We start from the raw sequence: 16,474 nt of genomic DNA, 5'->3' as shown, positions 1-16,474 counted from the left end.
CATGTACGTTGCGGACAGTCGCGGCACGCCCGCGCCCGCCGTGACCCCCGAGCCGCGGACCGTCGCCCCGGGCGCGCCCCCAGCCAACGCTGGGGGCGCCTCCCACCCGGGGCGGCGCGCCGCCCTCGCCCCCACGGTGCTCGCCCTCGGCACGGTCAGCCTGATCACCGACGTCTCCTCCGAGATGGTCACCGCCGTGCTCCCGCTCTACCTCGTCGTCGGCCTCGGCCTCACCCCGCTCGGCTTCGGGCTGCTCGACGGGCTCTACAACGGCATCAGCGCCCTGGTCCGCCTCACCGGAGGTCACCTCGGCGACCGCTTCGGCCGCCACAAGGCCCTCGCCGGCCTCGGCTACGGCCTCTCGGCCCTGTGCAAGCCGCTGCTGCTGCTCGCGCACACCCTCCCCGCCATCGGCGCGGTCCTCGCTCTCGACCGCACCGGCAAGGGCCTGCGCACCGCCCCGCGCGATGCGCTGATCTCCCTGGCCGCCGCCCCCGAGGACCGCGGCCGGGCCTTCGGGGTGCACCGGGCCATGGACACCGCGGGCGCCCTGATCGGCCCGATCCTCGCCTTCCTGGTCCTGCGCGGCGCCGCCGACGGTTACGACGCCGTCTTCACGGTCAGCGCCTGCATCGCCGCCCTCGGCGTGCTCGTGCTGGTCCTCTTCGTGCCCGGCCGCCATACCGAGTCCGCCGCCCGGGCCGAGCCCGTGTCCCTGAGGGCTTCCCTCGGCCTCCTGGGCCGGCGGGACCTGCGCCGGATCAGCCTGTGGGCGCTCGTGCTCGGACTGTGCACCGTCAGCGACGCCTTCGTCTTCCTCCTGCTCCAGCGCGCCACCGGGATCGCGGACCGCTGGTTCGCACTGCTGCCGCTGGGCACCGCCGGCGCGTTCTTCCTGCTCGCGCTGCCGCTCGGGCGGCTCGCCGACCGGATCGGCCGTTGGCGCGTCTTCCTCGGCGGCCACCTCGCGCTGCTCCTCGCGTACGGGCTCCTCCTCGCGGGCGGGCCGCCCGGGCAACACCCCCTCCTGCCGTACGCCGTGCTCCTGCTCCACGGCGGTTTCTACGCCGCCACGGACGGCGTCCTGATGGCCGCGGCGGCCGGAGCCGTGCCCGAGGAGCACCGCGGCGGCGGCCTCGCCCTCGTCCAGACCGGCCAGGCCCTCGCCCGCTTCGCCGCCTCACTCGGCTTCGGCGCCGCCTGGACCGTCTGGGGCGCCCGCCCGGCGCTCGCGGTCGCGGCGGCCCTGCTCGCGGCAGCGGTCGCCGGCTGTGCCCGGCTGCGCCCCGCGGACGGGGCGCCCGCCGGGGCACGCGGCGTCTCGACGGCAGCGGACGCCTGAGCGCCCCCCACCTCCCCGAAAGGCCCCCATGACCTTCCAACGCCGGATCATGATCCTCCTCTGCGTTGCCGTGCTGCTCGCCGCGGTGGGGGTGCTCGCCGTCGTACGGGCCGCCTCGCGGGCCGAGGAGAAGAACCAGACCCGGGCCGGCGGGCCACAGGTCAGCCGGGGCGAGGTGTCCCTGTCCCCGGGCGGCGGGCAGCGGATCGTCTTCCGGAACATGGCGTGGGGGCCGCACCGCGACGAACTCGCCACCGTCCCGGCCGACGCGCCCGAGGGCCCGCGTACCGCCTCCGGCGTCAGCTGCCTGCGCTTCCACTCGGCGGCCGGCACCGGGATCTGCCTCCAGGCCGACCAGGGCGGGGTGCAGGAGAGCTACCGCGCCGTCGTCCTCGACGCCCGTCTCAAGGAGGTTTCCGCGCGCCCGCTGGCCGGCATCCCCACCCGGGCCCGGGTATCTCCCGGCGGACACCTCGTCGCCTGGACGGTCTTCGTCGGCGGGGACTCGTACGCAGGGACGAACTTCTCCACCCGGACCTCGCTGCTCGACCTGCGGACCGGAGCGTTCCAGCCCTCGCTGGAGGACTTCACGATCCGCAAGGACGGCACGACGTACCGCAACGCCGACGTGAACTTCTGGGGCGTGACCTTCGCCACCGACGAACGGACCTTCTACGCGACGCTCGCCACCGGCGGCCAGACCTACCTCGTCCGCGGCGACCTCGCCGAGCGCACCGTGACCACGCTCCGCGAGAACCTGGAATGCCCCTCGCTCTCACCCGACGGGACCCGTCTGGTCTTCAAGAAGCGGGTGCCCGGCCTGTCGCCCGACGCCCCGTGGCGGCTGTACGCCCTGGACCTGGCCTCGATGCGGGAGACCCCGCTCGCCGAAGGGCGCAGCGTGGACGACCAGGTGGTGTGGACGGACGAGAAGACCGTCGTCTACTCCCTTCCCGGCGACTTCGGCGCCGACCTGTACGCCGTACCGGCCGACGGCAGCGGGACTCCCGCCCGGCTGGTGACGTCGGCCCTCGCCCCGGCCTTCCTCGGCTGACACCACGAGGAAGGCGGGACGAGGGCCGACGGAAGGACCGCTACGCCGAACGCAGGAGCGTCACGCAGGGATCAGCGTCTTGCGGCGGCGCTTGCGCTGCGCTCCCGCGGACAGCCTCAGCTCGATGATCGACCGTACGGCCGGCCACTCCTCGTCGAGGATCGAGTAGAAGGCGGTACTGCGCACGGCGCCGTCGAGCCCCCGCGAATGGGCCCGGCGGACCCCCTCGCTGGTGAACCCGAGCCGCTCCATCGCCGCGCGCGAGCGTCCGTTACGGGCGTCGGCGCGCAGCGAGATGCGGCGGACGCCCCAGGTCTCGAAGGCATGGCGGAGCATGAGCAGCTTCGCCTCGGTGTTGATGCCCGTCCCCTGGGCGCCCGGGGACAGCCAGGTATTGCCGATTTCGGCGGCATCGGGGATCGCCGTTGCCGGATCCCCGAACGGGACGCCCGGCACGGCGGGCCACACCAGGGGTCCCTGCCAGTAATCGAGTTCCAGGAACCGGGTCGAACCGACGACCCGGCCGTCGGTGGCTCTGACCACCGCGAAGGGGAGTGATCGACCCGCCGCCTGATCTGCGAGGGCGCGGTCGATGTACTCGTGGGACGCCTGCACCCCATGGGGTACGGGGGTGAAGGCGTAAGTCGTACGATCCTCGGCCCCGGCCACGGCCAAGGCCTCGGTGTGGTGGGGGGCGAGGGGCTCGAGCCGCACGGTGCGGCCGGCGAGGAGTACGGGTACGGGCACGGAGCCTTCGGTCCTTCTGGGCGGTGGGGTGGTTGCACAGTCTGCGCTCCTGACGTCGCCCCCCGTGCAAAACACGAGTGAAAGGCAACGGGCTGTCAGGTGAACGCGAGTGGCTCAATGTAGCTCGTTAACGTCCTCTCATGAACCCCCAAATTGGCAACGCCGCGGCCATGTTTTTCGATGACTTTGGTCCCCGGGCCGCGGAGCGCGTAATCCTGATCCACGGACATCCGTTCAACCGCACGCGGTGAGCCCCCCGGACGGCGGCCCTGACGGCCGCCGGCCACCGGGTCATCGCCCCTGACCTGCGGTGATACGGGGAAAGCCCGGCGTGGCACGGGAAAGTCCTGCTCGCTTGACTTCGCGGATGATCTCGCGGCTCTCCTCGACGCCCTGGACATCGAACAAGCGGTCGTCGGCGGTGTGTCCATGGGTGGGCGGATCGCGATGGCCCCGTACGTCTACACCCCGGTCGCCGAGGCGCACGCCCTACACGCGCTGGTCCCGCACTCGGTACTCACGGTCGTCGAAGGGGCCGGGCACCTGCCGGGACTGGAGGACGGCAGAAGTGGCCCCATGGATGGAGCTTCCATTGGCCCATGATGGCGGGCCACTCCACTGGTCCACTGGACCGGTGACGATACGGATCCTGCCCCCGCCCGGAGCCCCGCGCCGGCTGGCCGCCGCCCAGCTGGGCAATTCTGTCGGAGACGGCGCCTACTACGTGTGTTCGGCCCTCTACTTCACCCAGGTGGTCGGCCTCTCGCCCGCCCGGATCGGCCTCGGGCTGACGCTCGCGTGGGCGATCGGCTCGGTCGCGAGCGTTCCGCTAGGGGCGCTCGCCGACCGGCGCGGCCCGCGCGGCACCTCCGTGCTGCTGGCGCTGGCCACCGCCGCATCGGTCTCCTCGTTCCTGTTCATCCGCTCCTTCTGGGCCTTCCTGTTCGCCGCCGTCGGCTACGCCACCGCCCAGTGCGGGCTTGCGGCCGCCCGGCAGGCGCTGCTCGCGGGGCTCGTGACCCCCCAGGAGCGGACGGGCGTCCTGGCGCACCTCCAGTCCGTGCTGAACGCCGGCCTGGCGCTGGGTGCGGCGCTCGGCGGACTCGCCCTGAGCGTCGGCACGGAGCAGTCCTACCTCGCGGTGTTCGTGCTGGACGCGGCGGGCTTCCTGCTCTGTGCCGCCGTACTGCTGCGGCTGCCCGCAGTGGCCCCCGTCCCGGAGCGCGCGGCCGGGGAACCGCGGCTGGCGGTGCTCCGCGACCGGCCGTACGCGCTGGTCACGCTGCTGAACGCGGTCCTGTTGCTGCGGATGCCGCTGCTGAGCCTGGCGATCCCGCTGTGGATCGTGCAGCGGACGAGTGCCCCCGGCTGGCTGGTGTCGGCTCTGTTCGTGCTCAACACCGTGGCCGTGATGCTGTTCCAGGTGCGGGCGGCCCGGCCGGTGATCGACCTCGACGGCGCCCGACGGGCGGTCCGCCGGTCCGGTCTGCTCATGGCGGCCTCGTGCGTGGTGTTCGCCCTCTCCGCGCTGCCCGCGGCCCGATGGGCGGCCGCGGCGCTACTCGTCGCGGGCGCGGCGCTCCAGGCGGACGCGGAGATGCGGCAATCCGCCGGCTCCTGGCAGATCGGCTTCTCGTTGGCGCCGGCCGATCGCATCGGCCAGTACCAGGGCTTCTTCGGGACCGGGGTGCCGATCGCCCGGACCCTGGGGCCGGTGCTGTTGACCTCGCTGCTCCTGCTGTGGGGGATCCCGGGCTGGCTGCTGCTCGGCGCGGTCCTGCTGGCGGCCTCGTACGGGATGGGCCCGGCGGTCCGCCGGGCCGGGGCGGTCCACCGGGGAACCGGGCCCGCGGCGGCCGTCGCCGCCTGAGATCATCCGCGCATGGACTTCGTGACGCAACCGGCCCGCCTCGTGGCCACGGGGACCCCGCCCTGCCCGACGACGGGTACGGGGTGTGAGATGGACGACGTACTGCGCCGGCTCGCGGCCGTCGGGCCGTTCTTCACCGTGCCGTACGGGAAGGAGCCGCCCGGGGACGGGTTCCGGCCGCTGGGCGAGCTGTACGGGGAACGGCTCCAGCAGTACGTGGCCGAGGTGGGACGGCGGATCGGCAGCGGGGCCGGGCGCGTGGCGGCATCGACCGCACAGTTCGGGATCGCCTCGCGGCTGTGGTCGCTCGGGCTGGGCTGCGCCGCGCTCGGCGGGCGGGTGCCGGACCTGGGGGTCGACCGGGTGTGGTGGAGGTTGCCCGCGGCGGGGTCGCTGGAGCTGTGGCTGCCCGATCCCGGTCGGGGGGCCCTGCCGGTCGAGGAACTCGGGGAGAACGTGCTGGGGAACCTCGCGGTCTTGGGCGCGGACCTGCGGGCCCGGTACGCGGTGTCGCCGAAGGTGCTGCGCGGGAACGCCGCGTCGGGCCTGGTCGGGGCGGTGCGGGTGCTGATCGACCGGGTCCCGGGCGGCCCGGCGGTGTCCGTGGCCGCGCAACTGCTGGCCGAGGGCGGCCCGCTCGGCGGGACCGGCACCTTCCTCCACGAAGAGGGCCTCGGGGTGGCCTTCGTGCGGCGCAGCTGCTGCCTCTACTACCAGGTGCCCGGCGGCGGCCTCTGCGGGGACTGCGTGCTGCGGACCAGGTAGTCGGGCCGGCAGGGCGGGGCCATCGGGGAGCAGTGCACTGCTCCCCGATGGCCCCGCGAACAGCACGGCGACGTCGTCTCCGACCGGCTCGCCGGTGTACTGCGGCGTCAGCGCTTCAGCGCGCGTGGTGCTCGCGCGTGCGGACGCCTCAGAAGGTGAGGTTCCAGGCGTCGATCTTGCCGGTGTCCGCGTTGGCGTTGTCGTTCACGCGGAGCTTCCAGACACCGCCCGCGACCTCCGAGGAGGCGTTGACGGTGAAGGTCTGGATGATGTTGTCGGTGCTGCCGCCGGACCGGTTGCTCAGCGTGTAGACGGAGCCGTCCGGGGCCACGAGGTCGACCTTCAGGTCACCGATGTAGGTGTGCTTGATGTCCACGCCCACCTTGAGGGTGGCCGGCGCGTTGCCGGTCACCCCGCTGACGGTGATGGGGCTCTCCACGGTGGCGTTGTCGTTGATCGCGAAGTCGCCGATGTTCTCGAAGTACTTCCCGGGCGGCGGGGTGGCCCCGACCGCCTTCAGCGCGTCGACCTGGCCCTCGCCGAAGAAGGAGTTGTTGGCCGTCGTCCCGGTGCAGCGGGTGTCCGAGGGGCAGGCGATGTCGTTGGCCTGGGCGGCCAGCTTCTCGCGGATCTGCGCCGGGGTGATGCCGGGGTTGGTGCTGGCGAGCAGGGCCGCGACGCCCACCACGTGCGGGGTGGCCATCGAGGTGCCGCTCTTGCTGCCGTACGTGCCGCCCGGCAGCGTGGAGTACACGTTGCTGCCCGGCGCCGCCACGTCGATGACGCCCTGGCCGTAGTTGGAGAACGAGGCCTTGGTGACGCCGGTGCCGTTCGCCGCGACCGTGACCACGCCCGGCAGTTCGGTCGGGATGTCCAGGCAGGCGTTGGTGATGGTGCGGGTGACCGGCGTCGAGTCGTTCGGGCTCGCGGAGTCGGTCGTCTTGTGGGCGAGGTCGTAGTCCTCGTTGCCCGCGGCGGCGATCTGGAGCGAGCCCTTGCCCTCGGCGTACTCCTGGGCGCGCTTGACGCCCTCGATGATGGCGGCCTGGTCGATGTTGTCGGGGCAGTTGAACTGCCACGGGTCCGTGTAGTAGCTGTTGTTGGTGACCTTGAAGCCGTGGTCACCGGCCCACACGAAGCCGCAGATGGTGTTCTCCGCGAAGAAGAACGAGTTGCCCGGCTCGGCGACGCGGACGGCGGAGATCTTCACGCCCGGGGCCACGCCGATGACGCCCTTGCCGTTCTTGGCCGCCGCGATGGTGCCCGCCACGTGGGTGCCGTGGGTGTCCACGTCCCGCCAGGCGCCGGTACGGGTGTCGGGCTTGCCGTAGGCGCAGGAGACGGAGTCGGCCGCGTTGAAGTTCGGTGCCAGGTCCTGGTGCTGGTCGTCCACACCGGTGTCCAGGATGCCGACCTTGACCGAGGCGGAACCGGTGGTGACGGCCCAGGCCTGGTCCGCCTTGATCTGGCTCATGTCGGCGCGGACGGGCTCGCCGGTCGGGGTCGTCGCCTGCGCCGGGTTGGCGGGCAGCGCCGGGTTGTAGGCATCGGCCGGGACGTCCGAGGTGCGGGTGGCGCCGACCTGCTGGACCCCGCTGACGCCGCGCATCGTCGCGGCGAAGTTGGCGGAGGCCGAGTGGGCGACGATCACGCCGATGGCGTCGAAGTTGGAGAAGACGGTGCCGCCGTTGGCGGCAACGGCCGAGCGCACCGCGGTGCTGTCACCAGGGGTGGTGATCACCAGGTAGGCGCGGGTGCCGGCAACCCAGGTCGCACTCTGGGAAGTCGGCGCCGCGGGGGCGGCCTTGGCCGCGCTCTTGGCGGGAGCGGAAGGGGAGACGGGGGCGGTGCCGGCGAGCGCGGCGGGGGCCCCGAAGGCGAGTGCGGCGCCGAGGGTGGCGGCCAGCACGAGACTACGTCGAGGTCGGCTGGATATGTGGGGTATCAATGCGTCCTCCGAAGACGGCCCGGTGGTGCTGATAGCACCTACCGGGCCGTACGAAACGAGTGGTGGACGCAAGATGTCAGACGCGTGCCCCGGTATGGAAGTACCTTTTACCGCAGGACACTTCGCAGGCCGGTGGCCGAAAAGCGATGTTGTGGTGGCGGCCTGGTCCGCGGGTCGCGTCCTCGTCGCAGGAGCGGTTGCTTCCGGATGCGGGAGCAGACGCGGGCGGGGGATGTGGGAGGGGGCGGGAGTGGGGCCGACCGGGCTGGGCACCGTGGGGGCGAGCCCTGCCCGGTCGGCCCGCGACGGGCGCCCGGCTACACCGGTACGCCGTCCCTGGCGGCGGCCGGCGACTGTTCGGGTACGGCGAGGGTTTCCGTACCGTGGTCGTCGTCGACCAGCGTGGTCTCGTCGAACACAAGCCGTCCCGCGAGGACGTCGGCTGCCCGCGCGCGGTCGAACTCCTTGGTCCAGGTGCCGATGAGTACCGTCGCCACCGCGTTGCCCGCGAAGTTCGTCAGGGCCCGGGCCTCGCTCATGAAGCGGTCGATGCCCACGATCAGCCCGACGCCGTCGACCAGCTCCGGCCGGTGCGTCTGGAGTCCGCCCGCCAGCGTCGCAAGGCCCGCGCCCGTCACGCCGGCCGCACCCTTCGAGGCCACGATCATGAACAGCAGCAGCGAGATCTGCTCGCCCAGGGCGAGCGGCTTGCCCATGGCCTCGGCCACGAACAGCGAGGACATCGTCAGGTAGATCGCCGTCCCGTCCAGGTTGAACGAGTAGCCCGTCGGCACCGTGATGCCGACGACCGGCTTGGACACGCCCAGGTGCTCCATCTTCGCGATGAGCCGCGGCAGCGCCGACTCGGACGAGGAGGTGGAGAGGATCAGCAGGAACTCGCGACCCAGGTAGCGCAGCAGGGCGAACACGCTCACCCCGGTGCACACCCGCAGCAGGGTGCCCAGGACGACGAACACGAACAGCAGGCAGGTCGTGTAGAAGCCGATCATGATGACGGCCAGGGATTTCAGTGCGTCGATCCCGGTCGCGCCGACCACCGCGGCGATCGCACCGAACGCGCCCACCGGCGCTGCCCACATGATCATCGCCAGTACCCGGAACACCAGCTTCTGCACGTGCCCGATCCCGCGCAGCAGCGGCTCGCCCGCGCTGCCCATGGCCTGGAGTGCGAAGCCGCACAGCAGTGCGACGAGCAGGGTCTGCAGCACCTGGCCCCCGGTGAAGGCAGAGACCAGGGTGGTCGGGATGATCCCCAGCAGGAACTCGGGCGTGCTCTGCGCCCCGCCCGCCTTCGCCTGGGCCTCTCCCGCGTGCTTGGCGGCTTCGGTCAGGTGCAGCCCGCTGCCCGGCTCCAGCAGGTTCCCGACGACGAGCCCGATGGCCAGCGCCACCGTGGACATGATCATGAAGTAGCCGAGGGCGAGGCCGCCCACGGCGCCCACCTTCGTGGCCTTGCGGACCGACCCGATGCCCAGCACGATCGTGCAGAAGATCACGGGCGAGATCATCATCTTGATGAGGTTCACGAAGCCGGTGCCCAGCGGCTTGAGCTCCACGGCCACGCCGGGTGCGGCGAAGCCGACGGCGATGCCGAGGAGCACCGCGGCGATCACCGCGATGTACAGATAGTGCGTCTTGTCGCGTCTGGCGGCCACGTCGCCTCCTGGTGGTGAATGCGTTCCGGGAGACCATCGCCCGGCGCTGTGACCCCGGTCACCCTTGCGTTCATTGAGTTCACGACCGGGTGCAGACTGAACGCCATGTTCCGGTTCCCTCGACCGCCGCGCAGCCTCGCCGGCCAGCTCTTCGCCATGCAGGTGTTGCTGGTCACCGCGGTCGTCGCCGGCTGCGCGGTCTTCGCGTACGCCACCGCCCGCGGGCAGGCCGAGGAGGCCGCCCGACGCCAGGCCGGATCCGTGGCCCGCGCGGTCGCCGACTCCCCGTCGGTCCACCAGGCCGTCCGGGGGGCGGGGGACGGCAGCGACCCCTCGGTCACGCTCCAGCCCTACGCCGAGCGGGTCCGCGTCGACTCGGGCGTGGACTTCGTGACGATCATGGCCCCGGACGGGCGGCGCTGGACCCATCCCGACCCGCGGCGGATCGGCGAACCGTTCATGGGCAACACCGCCCCCGCCCTGCGCGGCCGGACCTTCAGCGAGACCTACACCGGCACCCTGGGGCCCTCCATCCGCGTGGTCACCCCGCTCGTGGACGACGGCCGGGTCATCGGCATGGTCAGCGCCGGCATCACCGTCCGTGCGGTGAGCGCCCGGCTCGCCGAGCAGCTCGCCGTCCTCGCATGGGTCGCGGTCGGCGCGCTCGCCCTCGGCGGGGTGGGCACGTACGTCGTCAACGCCCGGCTGCGCCGGCACACCCACGGGATGAACGCGTCCGAGCTCAGTCGGATGTACGACTACCACCAGGCGGCCCTGCACGGAGTGCGCGAAGGGCTGCTGATGCTCGACGGCCAGCGCCGGATCACGCTGATCAACGACGCCGGGCGGGAACTGCTCGGTCTGCGCGGCGACGTCCGGGGCACCGGCGTCGCCGACCTGGGGCTGCCCGCACCGCTCACCGGCGCCCTGCTCGCCGACCGCCCGAGGGTGGACGAGGTGCACTTGACCGTGAACCGGGTGCTGGTCCTCAACAGCTCTCCGGTCGCGGGCGGAGGGCGGCGCGGCACCGTGGTCACCCTGCGCGACCACACCGAACTTCAGTCGCTCACCGGAGAGTTGGATCAGGAGCGCGCATTCACCCAGGCGCTCCGCTCCCAGGCCCACGAGGCGGCCAACCGACTGCACACGGTGGTCTCCCTCATCGAACTCGACCGTGCGGACGAGGCGGTGGAGTTCGCCACCGCCGAACTGGAGCTGGCCCAGGCCCTCACCGACGAGGTGGTCACCGGCGTCGGCGAGCCCGTCCTGGTGGCCCTGCTGCTGGGCAAGGCGGCCCAGGCGCACGAGCGGGGCGTCGAGCTCGTCGTCACCCCCGACAGCCGTGCCGTCGACGGCAGCACCGGAACCGTCCCGGCCCGGGACCTGGTCACGGTCCTCGGCAACCTCCTCGACAACGCCGTCGACGCCCTCACCGGCGTCCCCGGCGCCCGGATCGCGGTCACCGTCCGCCCGGAGGAGGACGGACTGCTCCTGCGCGTCACCGACAATGGCCCAGGGCTGCCCCCGGGGGCCGCGGGCGACGTTTTCCTGCGCGGCTGGTCGGGGAAGGGGGAGGGGCGCGGCCTCGGCCTCGCGCTCGTCCGACAGGTGGCCCACCGGCACGGTGGCAGCGCGGAAGCCGCCGAAGTTCCGGGCGGGGGAGCCGAGTTCACCGTACGACTGCCGATGAGAAGGGGGCCGAGGCCATGAGCGGAGCACGCGGGTCGGCCGACGTGCGGGTGTTGGTGGTCGAGGACGACCCCGTCGCCGCCGATGCGCACGCACTGTACGTCGGCCGGGTGCCCGGCTTCACCGCGGTCGGCGCCGTCCACTCGCTCGCCGAGGCCACCCGGGTCCTGGAACGGACCCGCGTCGATCTGCTGCTGCTCGACCTCACCCTGCCCGACGGCCACGGGCTGCGCTTCGCCCGCCGGCTGCGGGCTGCCGGGCATCCGGTCGACGTGATCGTGGTGACCTCGGCGCGGGACCTGGCCGTGGTCCGCGAGAGCGTCTCGCTCGGTGTGGTCCAGTACGTACTGAAGCCCTTCGCCTTCCCCACGCTGCGCGAGCGGCTGCTGCGCTACGCCGAGTTCCGGGCGACCGCGGGGGAGGCCGCCGGGCAGGACGACGTGGACCGGGCGCTCGCCGCCCTGCGCGCCCCGAGCCCCGCGGAGCTCCCCAAGGGGCTCAGCGCGCCGACCCTGGACCGGGTCGCCGCGCTGCTGCGGGCGGCGCCCGAGGGGCTGACCGCCGCCGGGACGGCCGAGGCGGCCGGGATCTCGCGGATCACCGCCCGCCGATACCTGGAGCACCTGGTGGACACCGGGCGGGCGGACCGCACCCCGCGGTACGGCCAGGTCGGCCGCCCAGAACTGCACTACCGCTGGCTGGCGGCGGCCGGGACCGGTTCGGTGTCGAAGGTGTAGAACTTCCGGTGGTCGAGCATGTCGGCCGGGGTCACGTCGTTCCACGGCCGCATCGTGTCGTGCAGGTCCACCACGTTGGCGGTGCCGGCGGCCGGCAGGTAGGTGGATTGCGGGTGGCGGGCCTGCCACTCGGCCCACAGCTTGTCCACGAAGGCGTGGTGCATCCAGAACACCGGGTCGTTGGGGGAGACTCCGGTGGCCATCTGGCCGCCGACCCACACGTGCACCCGGTTGTGGAGGTTGGCGCCGCGCCAGCCCTCCAGGTTGTTGCGGAAGCCGTTCGAGGAACTGTTCCAGGGGGCCGTGTCGTACACCGGCATGGCGAGCACGGCGTCCACCTCGGCCTTGGTCGGCAGCTCGGCCACCCCCGTGCCGAGTGCCCGCCGCAGGTAGGCGCGCCCGTCCACCCGTACGTTCACGTTCCACTTGCCTGCCGCGTAGGCGAACGGGCCGTCGAGGACCTGCCCGTCGCGGGCCCGGCCGGTGCCGCCGAGGAAGTCGGCGGCCCAGAGGGAGGAGCGGGAGGTGCGGTCCGTCGTCCAGTCCCAGTACGGGAGCGCGACCTCCGGATCCACTTTCTGCAGCGCGGCTTCGAACTCGATCAGGAAGCGGCGGTGCCAGGGCAGGAAGGACGGGGAGCGGTGGCCGACCCGGTCGCCGGAGTCGGTGTCGCTCATGATGAACCCGTTGTGGGTGGTGACGAAGCGGTCGTAGGCGCCGGTGCGCTTGAGCTCGATCAGGGCATTGGTGAAGGCCCGCTTCTCCTCGGGCGTCAGCGTGGCCTGGTTCTTGCGGACGGTCATGCCGTGCCCCCCATGGGCGCGAACGGAGCGAGGACGGAGCCCTGCAGCTCGCGTACGGCGGCGCGGGCGAGCGAGGTGGGATCGGCGAAGGTCTCGTAGTGGTTGACCACGCTGATCCACGTGCCGTCGGCGTTGCGCATGACGTGCAGCTCGCGGCCGTCTATCCGGACCGTGGGCAGGCCGGGGGAGTGGTGGCCGCCGTGGTGGCCCCCTCCGCCCGGGGTGATCTGGATGCGGCGGCCCTGGTACACCTCGTCGACCGTGCCGGTGGGTATGGAGGCGCGGGAGTCGGTGGCGGCTGCGTGCGCGGTGGCGCCGGTGAGGCCGAGGGCGGTGAGTGCGCCGGCGGTGGTGCCCATGGCCTGCCGGCGGGTGATCTTCTTCATGGTGCGAAGAAGTATCAGGCGGGCAGGGGGCGTTGACCGATATCTGGACATCAGCGGATAAGTTGCTTGTAGAACTAATTGGTTGATCTTCCCGTCCGAACGGGCTTCGGCGGTCCGGACGGGAAGATCTTCGAGCAGTGGCCTACTTGGCGGTAATTTATTCGGTGCGCATGCGGTTGTTATGGAGGGGATCACACCGCCGAGTCGGCCGGAAGATTTCCGACGCCATGCCCGATTTCTTCATCAAGGTGAGGGAAAGGGCGTTTGTGATGACCAGTAATCTATAGTCCGGATATGGCTCTTCATGAGACGAAAGACGTACGCGCCGGTGACGCCGATACGGACGTGTTCGCGTCCGCGCTGAGCGGCCAGATCCTCCCCAAGTACCGCATGCCCGACGACCACTCACCCACCGAGGTGGTCTACGAGCTGCTGCGCAACGAGCTCCTCCTCGACGGCAACGCGTCCCAGAACCTGGCCACCTTCTGCACCACCTGGTCGGACGACGGCGTACACAGCCTGATGAACCTGTGCCTCGACAAGAACATGATCGACAAGGACGAGTACCCGCAGACGGCCGAGATCGAGGCCCGCTGCGTGAACATCCTGGCCGACCTGTGGCACGCACCGGCCGGCGGCGCGGCCACCGGCTGCTCCACCACCGGCTCCAGCGAGGCGGCCATGCTCGGCGGACTCGCCCTCAAGTGGCGCTGGCGCAAACGCCGACAGGCCCAGGGCCTCCCCACCGACCGTCCCAACCTGGTGTGCGGGCCCGTCCAGATCTGCTGGGAGAAGTTCGCCCGCTACTTCGACGTCGAACTGCGCCAGGTGCCGCTCGAAGCCGACGCCACCGGCCTGCGCCCCCATCAGCTCGCCGCGTACGTCGACGAGAACACCATCGGCGTCGTCGCCATCCTCGGCGTCACCTACACCTGCGACTACGAGCCCGTCGCCGAACTCGCCGCCGAGCTCGACCGGATCCAGGCCGAGCACGGCTGGGACGTGCCGCTCCACGTGGACGCGGCAAGCGGCGGCTTCGTCGCCCCCTTCCTCCACCCCGACGTGGTGTGGGACTTCCGGCTGCCGCGCGTCGCCTCCGTCAACACCTCCGGGCACAAGTACGGGCTCGCACCCCTCGGCGTCGGCTGGATCGTGTGGCGCACCGCCGACCTGCTGCCCCCGGAACTCGTCTTCGACGTGGACTACCTGGGCGGTGACATGCCGACCTTCGCCCTCAACTTCTCCCGCCCCGGCGGCGAGGTCATCGCCCAGTACTACCTGTTCCTGCGGCTCGGCCACGGCGGCTACCGACGCGTCCAGCAGGCCTGCGCCGACACCGCCCAGTACCTGGCCGGGCAGATCGCCGACATGGGCCCCTTCACCCTGCTCTACGACGGCCGCGGAGCCCTGCCCGCCGTCTCCTACCGGCTCACCGATCCGGCCGGATCCCCCTTCAGCCTCTACGACCTCTCCGACCGGCTGCGGATGCGCGGCTGGCAGGTGCCCTCGTACCCGCTGCCGGCCGACCGGGACGACACCGTCATCCAGCGCGTGCTGATCCGGCACGGCGTGACCCGCGACCAGATCGCCCTGCTCCTCACCGACCTGCGCCACGCGGTGGAACACCTGACCGCCTCACCCCCGCCGGCGCCGCCGGCCCCGCCCCGCTCGGGCTTCCACCACTAAGCGGGCTCGGGGAAGTGAGGCACGCCCCCACGCCGCCCGGCACGCAGTCTCGCCGCACCGGCCGAAGACCCAAGTACGTCCAGTACAAGGGCCTGCCCCGTCCACACCGGGGTCGTCCGCGCCCACGACGTCATCCGCGTGCTGTCGACGAACAGCAGGGCCCGGCGGGCGCGTCCGGGCCGTGCGCGCCGCTCGTGTGGTCGTCGGGGCGGAGCCGGTTTGACCGGCCATCGACCTCCTGCGGTTCATGCACCGACCCTCTCGTCCCGGACCGTGCGGGCGCGGGCGCGGGCGACGAAGGGTTGCGAGAAGACCGTGATGGCGATGGAGACAGCAGCCACGGCAGTGATCGTGGTGCCGGGGGTGAGGTGCTGGGCGACGCCGCCGGCGATCGCGGCTCCGATGCCCTGCCACGTCATCCGGCCGGCGGACTCGACGCCCTGCACCTGCCCGCGGACCGGGTCAGGGGTCAGCGCGAGGAGCTGTTCTTGGAGTGGCAGGGTGGCGGCGAACCCGGCACTGGCCACGAACACCGCGGCCGTGACGACCAGCGTCGGCGGGTTGGCGGCGAACAGCACGTACGGCACGGCGAGCAGCAGTCGCAATGCGAACGCGCAGCGGCGTCGCTGGTCGGCGGTGAGCAGGCGCCCGACCGCCAGGTCTCCGAGGAGCATGCCAGCCGATCCGGCGGCCAGCAGGGCTCCGGCGTGATCTGGGGCGTAGGAAATGAACAGAGCCTCACAGCCGACGATCAGGCCGTTGGGGACCCATAGATTGAGCAGCAGCGCCCGCTGGCCGGAGTGGGAGAAGAGCGCGGTGTTGGTCGTCCAGGTCTGGCGCAGTCCGGGGCGACGGGTCAGCCGGATCGAACGTTCCCGGACGGTCGCCGCCACGACGCCCAACCCGAGTCCGGTCAGGCCAGCGGCGATGACGAAGACTTCCCGCGGGTCCAGGTGCCGCAGTAGTAGGGCGCCGGTGGCGTAGCCGAGGATTGCCGTGCCGCCCGACGTGATGTTCATCAGCGACCGCGCAAGCGCATACGTGGAGGTCGGCACGACTTCGGCGAGCAGCCCCATCCGCGTTCCGGTGCCGAGCGACTGGAAGAACCCCAGCACCAGGAGGAGACCGAACCGGGCGGCCAGCGGTAGCCCCGGAACAGCCTGCGCGGCAACACCCACCAGCGAGACGCACTGGAGCGTGACGAGGGTCCGGCGCGGACGGCTCCCGTCCGCGACCGACATCAGGGTCAGTGCGCCGAGCACCGTTGCGAACGTGGCACCGTACATGCTCACGGCCGTCAGGAACGGGGATCGGGTCTGCTGGTCGACCAGCGTGCCGAGCGCGAAGCCCGACAAGGTGCTCGCGGCGACCGTCAGTGTGAAGCTGGCGTACAAACCGGCGAACTCACGGTTGCGGAGCAGAGCGCGGTAGCTGGTGGTGGGAAGTGTCGTGGGCGCGGAATTGTCAGAAGGCATGAAAAAGCCTCCGGACGCACCCGTTGGGGCGTCGAAGGCGAACTCGCGCATTCTAGCACGTGGTTCGCCCCGTCCCGCGGCAGCCGCCGCGCGGACGGGGCGAACGCCCGCGCCGGGCCGCTGCCGGGAACCGTTCCGTCAGCTGCCGGGGCAGCGCCGGATCCCTGTCGTGGCGGGTGCGCCCTGGCGCCGACTGCGACCGGGTCCGGCGGGCGGCGTCCCGCACCGCCGCCTCGTCGCCACCGAAGGCGCCGCCGGTCTCCGGGTACGCGTACGACCGTCGTGCGTCCCGCGCC

The 16,474-nt window shown here is 72.0% G+C and carries 14 protein-coding genes; 8 read left to right on the top strand and 6 right to left on the bottom strand.

The window, feature by feature from the left end; translation table 11 throughout:
• Position 1: 1 nt before the first annotated feature.
• Together ABZZ20_RS20760 and ABZZ20_RS20755 are read left to right on the top strand one after the other, a co-directional pair.
• On the top strand, positions 2 to 1,342 hold the full coding sequence (locus ABZZ20_RS20760; protein WP_356871526.1) for an MFS transporter: 1,341 nt from the start codon (positions 2 to 4) through the stop codon (positions 1,340 to 1,342).
• 28 nt (positions 1,343 to 1,370) lie between these two features.
• On the top strand, positions 1,371 to 2,396 hold the full coding sequence (locus ABZZ20_RS20755; RefSeq protein ID WP_356871524.1) for a TolB-like translocation protein: 1,026 nt from the start codon (positions 1,371 to 1,373) through the stop codon (positions 2,394 to 2,396).
• 60 nt (positions 2,397 to 2,456) lie between these two features.
• Here the strand turns inward: ABZZ20_RS20755 and ABZZ20_RS20750 are convergent, their stop codons facing one another.
• Positions 2,457 to 3,143 carry a GNAT family protein gene (locus tag ABZZ20_RS20750; protein WP_356871522.1) on the bottom strand — a complete coding sequence of 229 codons (687 nt, stop codon included), beginning with the start codon at positions 3,141 to 3,143 and terminating at the stop codon, positions 2,457 to 2,459.
• Positions 3,144 to 3,443: 300 nt separating this feature from the next.
• Between ABZZ20_RS20750 and ABZZ20_RS20745 the strand changes: the two genes are divergently transcribed.
• The 3 genes from ABZZ20_RS20745 (at position 3,444) to ABZZ20_RS20735 (ending at position 5,778) form a co-directional block, all read left to right on the top strand.
• Positions 3,444 to 3,746, top strand: a complete 303-nt coding sequence (locus tag ABZZ20_RS20745) for an alpha/beta fold hydrolase (RefSeq protein ID WP_356871608.1) — start codon at positions 3,444 to 3,446, stop codon at positions 3,744 to 3,746.
• Between the two features lie 31 nt (positions 3,747 to 3,777).
• Positions 3,778 to 5,013, top strand: coding sequence for an MFS transporter (locus tag ABZZ20_RS20740; RefSeq protein ID WP_356871520.1), 1,236 nt, complete (start codon positions 3,778 to 3,780; stop codon positions 5,011 to 5,013).
• 90 nt (positions 5,014 to 5,103) lie between these two features.
• Positions 5,104 to 5,778: a (2Fe-2S)-binding protein gene (locus tag ABZZ20_RS20735; protein WP_356871606.1), complete on the top strand. Its 675-nt coding sequence runs from the start codon at positions 5,104 to 5,106 to the stop codon at positions 5,776 to 5,778.
• Positions 5,779 to 5,926: 148 nt separating this feature from the next.
• Here ABZZ20_RS20735 and ABZZ20_RS20730 read toward each other — a convergent pair whose 3' ends face one another.
• Positions 5,927 to 7,687: a S8 family serine peptidase gene (locus ABZZ20_RS20730; protein WP_356871518.1), complete on the bottom strand. Its 1,761-nt coding sequence runs from the start codon at positions 7,685 to 7,687 to the stop codon at positions 5,927 to 5,929.
• A gap of 356 nt (positions 7,688 to 8,043) precedes the next feature.
• The gene (locus tag ABZZ20_RS20725; RefSeq protein WP_356871516.1) at positions 8,044 to 9,402 is read right to left on the bottom strand and encodes a cation:dicarboxylase symporter family transporter; all 1,359 of its coding nucleotides are present in this window, start codon (positions 9,400 to 9,402) and stop codon (positions 8,044 to 8,046) included.
• A gap of 105 nt (positions 9,403 to 9,507) precedes the next feature.
• On the opposite strand from ABZZ20_RS20725, the gene ABZZ20_RS20720 reads away from it, so the two are divergent.
• Both ABZZ20_RS20720 and ABZZ20_RS20715 read left to right on the top strand, forming a co-directional pair.
• The gene (locus ABZZ20_RS20720) at positions 9,508 to 11,112 is read left to right on the top strand and encodes a sensor histidine kinase (RefSeq protein WP_356871514.1); all 1,605 of its coding nucleotides are present in this window, start codon (positions 9,508 to 9,510) and stop codon (positions 11,110 to 11,112) included.
• Positions 11,109 to 11,828: a response regulator gene (locus tag ABZZ20_RS20715; protein WP_356871512.1), complete on the top strand. Its 720-nt coding sequence runs from the start codon at positions 11,109 to 11,111 to the stop codon at positions 11,826 to 11,828. The genes ABZZ20_RS20720 and ABZZ20_RS20715 overlap by 4 nt, the downstream gene beginning before the upstream one ends.
• Here ABZZ20_RS20715 and ABZZ20_RS20710 read toward each other — a convergent pair.
• Both ABZZ20_RS20710 and ABZZ20_RS20705 read right to left on the bottom strand, forming a co-directional pair.
• Positions 11,780 to 12,631 (bottom strand): tyrosinase family protein, encoded by an 852-nt coding sequence (locus ABZZ20_RS20710; RefSeq protein ID WP_356871510.1) that lies wholly within the window; start codon positions 12,629 to 12,631, stop codon positions 11,780 to 11,782. The two genes, ABZZ20_RS20715 and ABZZ20_RS20710, sit on opposite strands and share 49 nt — an antisense overlap.
• On the bottom strand, positions 12,628 to 13,017 hold the full coding sequence (locus ABZZ20_RS20705) for a tyrosinase cofactor (RefSeq protein ID WP_356871508.1): 390 nt from the start codon (positions 13,015 to 13,017) through the stop codon (positions 12,628 to 12,630). The genes ABZZ20_RS20710 and ABZZ20_RS20705 overlap by 4 nt, the downstream gene beginning before the upstream one ends.
• Positions 13,018 to 13,311: 294 nt before the next feature.
• On the opposite strand from ABZZ20_RS20705, the gene ABZZ20_RS20700 reads away from it, so the two are divergent.
• Positions 13,312 to 14,703 carry a glutamate decarboxylase gene (locus ABZZ20_RS20700; RefSeq protein WP_356871506.1) on the top strand — a complete coding sequence of 464 codons (1,392 nt, stop codon included), beginning with the start codon at positions 13,312 to 13,314 and terminating at the stop codon, positions 14,701 to 14,703.
• A 245-nt stretch (positions 14,704 to 14,948) separates the two neighbouring features.
• On the opposite strand, the gene ABZZ20_RS20695 is transcribed toward ABZZ20_RS20700, so the two are convergent.
• Positions 14,949 to 16,178: an MFS transporter gene (locus ABZZ20_RS20695; RefSeq protein ID WP_356871504.1), complete on the bottom strand. Its 1,230-nt coding sequence runs from the start codon at positions 16,176 to 16,178 to the stop codon at positions 14,949 to 14,951.
• Positions 16,179 to 16,474: the final 296 nt, after the last annotated feature.

The sequence above is a fragment of the Streptomyces sp. NPDC006430 genome (assembly GCF_040612395.1).
In the GTDB taxonomy this organism is placed as follows: domain Bacteria; phylum Actinomycetota; class Actinomycetes; order Streptomycetales; family Streptomycetaceae; genus Streptomyces.
This window is presented reverse-complemented; position numbering and strand designations above follow the sequence as displayed.

Bases quoted from the DNA above. Each gene is read 5' to 3' on its own strand.
- ABZZ20_RS20700 (WP_356871506.1), top strand. From the start codon at position 13,312: ATGGCTCTTCATGAGACGAAAGACGTACGCGCCGGTGACGCCGATACG.
- ABZZ20_RS20755 (WP_356871524.1), top strand. From the start codon at position 1,371: ATGACCTTCCAACGCCGGATCATGATCCTCCTCTGCGTTGCCGTGCTG.
- ABZZ20_RS20735 (WP_356871606.1), top strand. From the start codon at position 5,104: ATGGACGACGTACTGCGCCGGCTCGCGGCCGTCGGGCCGTTCTTCACC.
- ABZZ20_RS20715 (WP_356871512.1), top strand. From the start codon at position 11,109: ATGAGCGGAGCACGCGGGTCGGCCGACGTGCGGGTGTTGGTGGTCGAG.
- ABZZ20_RS20705 (WP_356871508.1), bottom strand. From the start codon at position 13,017: ATGAAGAAGATCACCCGCCGGCAGGCCATGGGCACCACCGCCGGCGCA.
- ABZZ20_RS20695 (WP_356871504.1), bottom strand. From the start codon at position 16,178: ATGCCTTCTGACAATTCCGCGCCCACGACACTTCCCACCACCAGCTAC.
- ABZZ20_RS20720 (WP_356871514.1), top strand. From the start codon at position 9,508: ATGTTCCGGTTCCCTCGACCGCCGCGCAGCCTCGCCGGCCAGCTCTTC.
- ABZZ20_RS20710 (WP_356871510.1), bottom strand. From the start codon at position 12,631: ATGACCGTCCGCAAGAACCAGGCCACGCTGACGCCCGAGGAGAAGCGG.
- ABZZ20_RS20760 (WP_356871526.1), top strand. From the start codon at position 2: ATGTACGTTGCGGACAGTCGCGGCACGCCCGCGCCCGCCGTGACCCCC.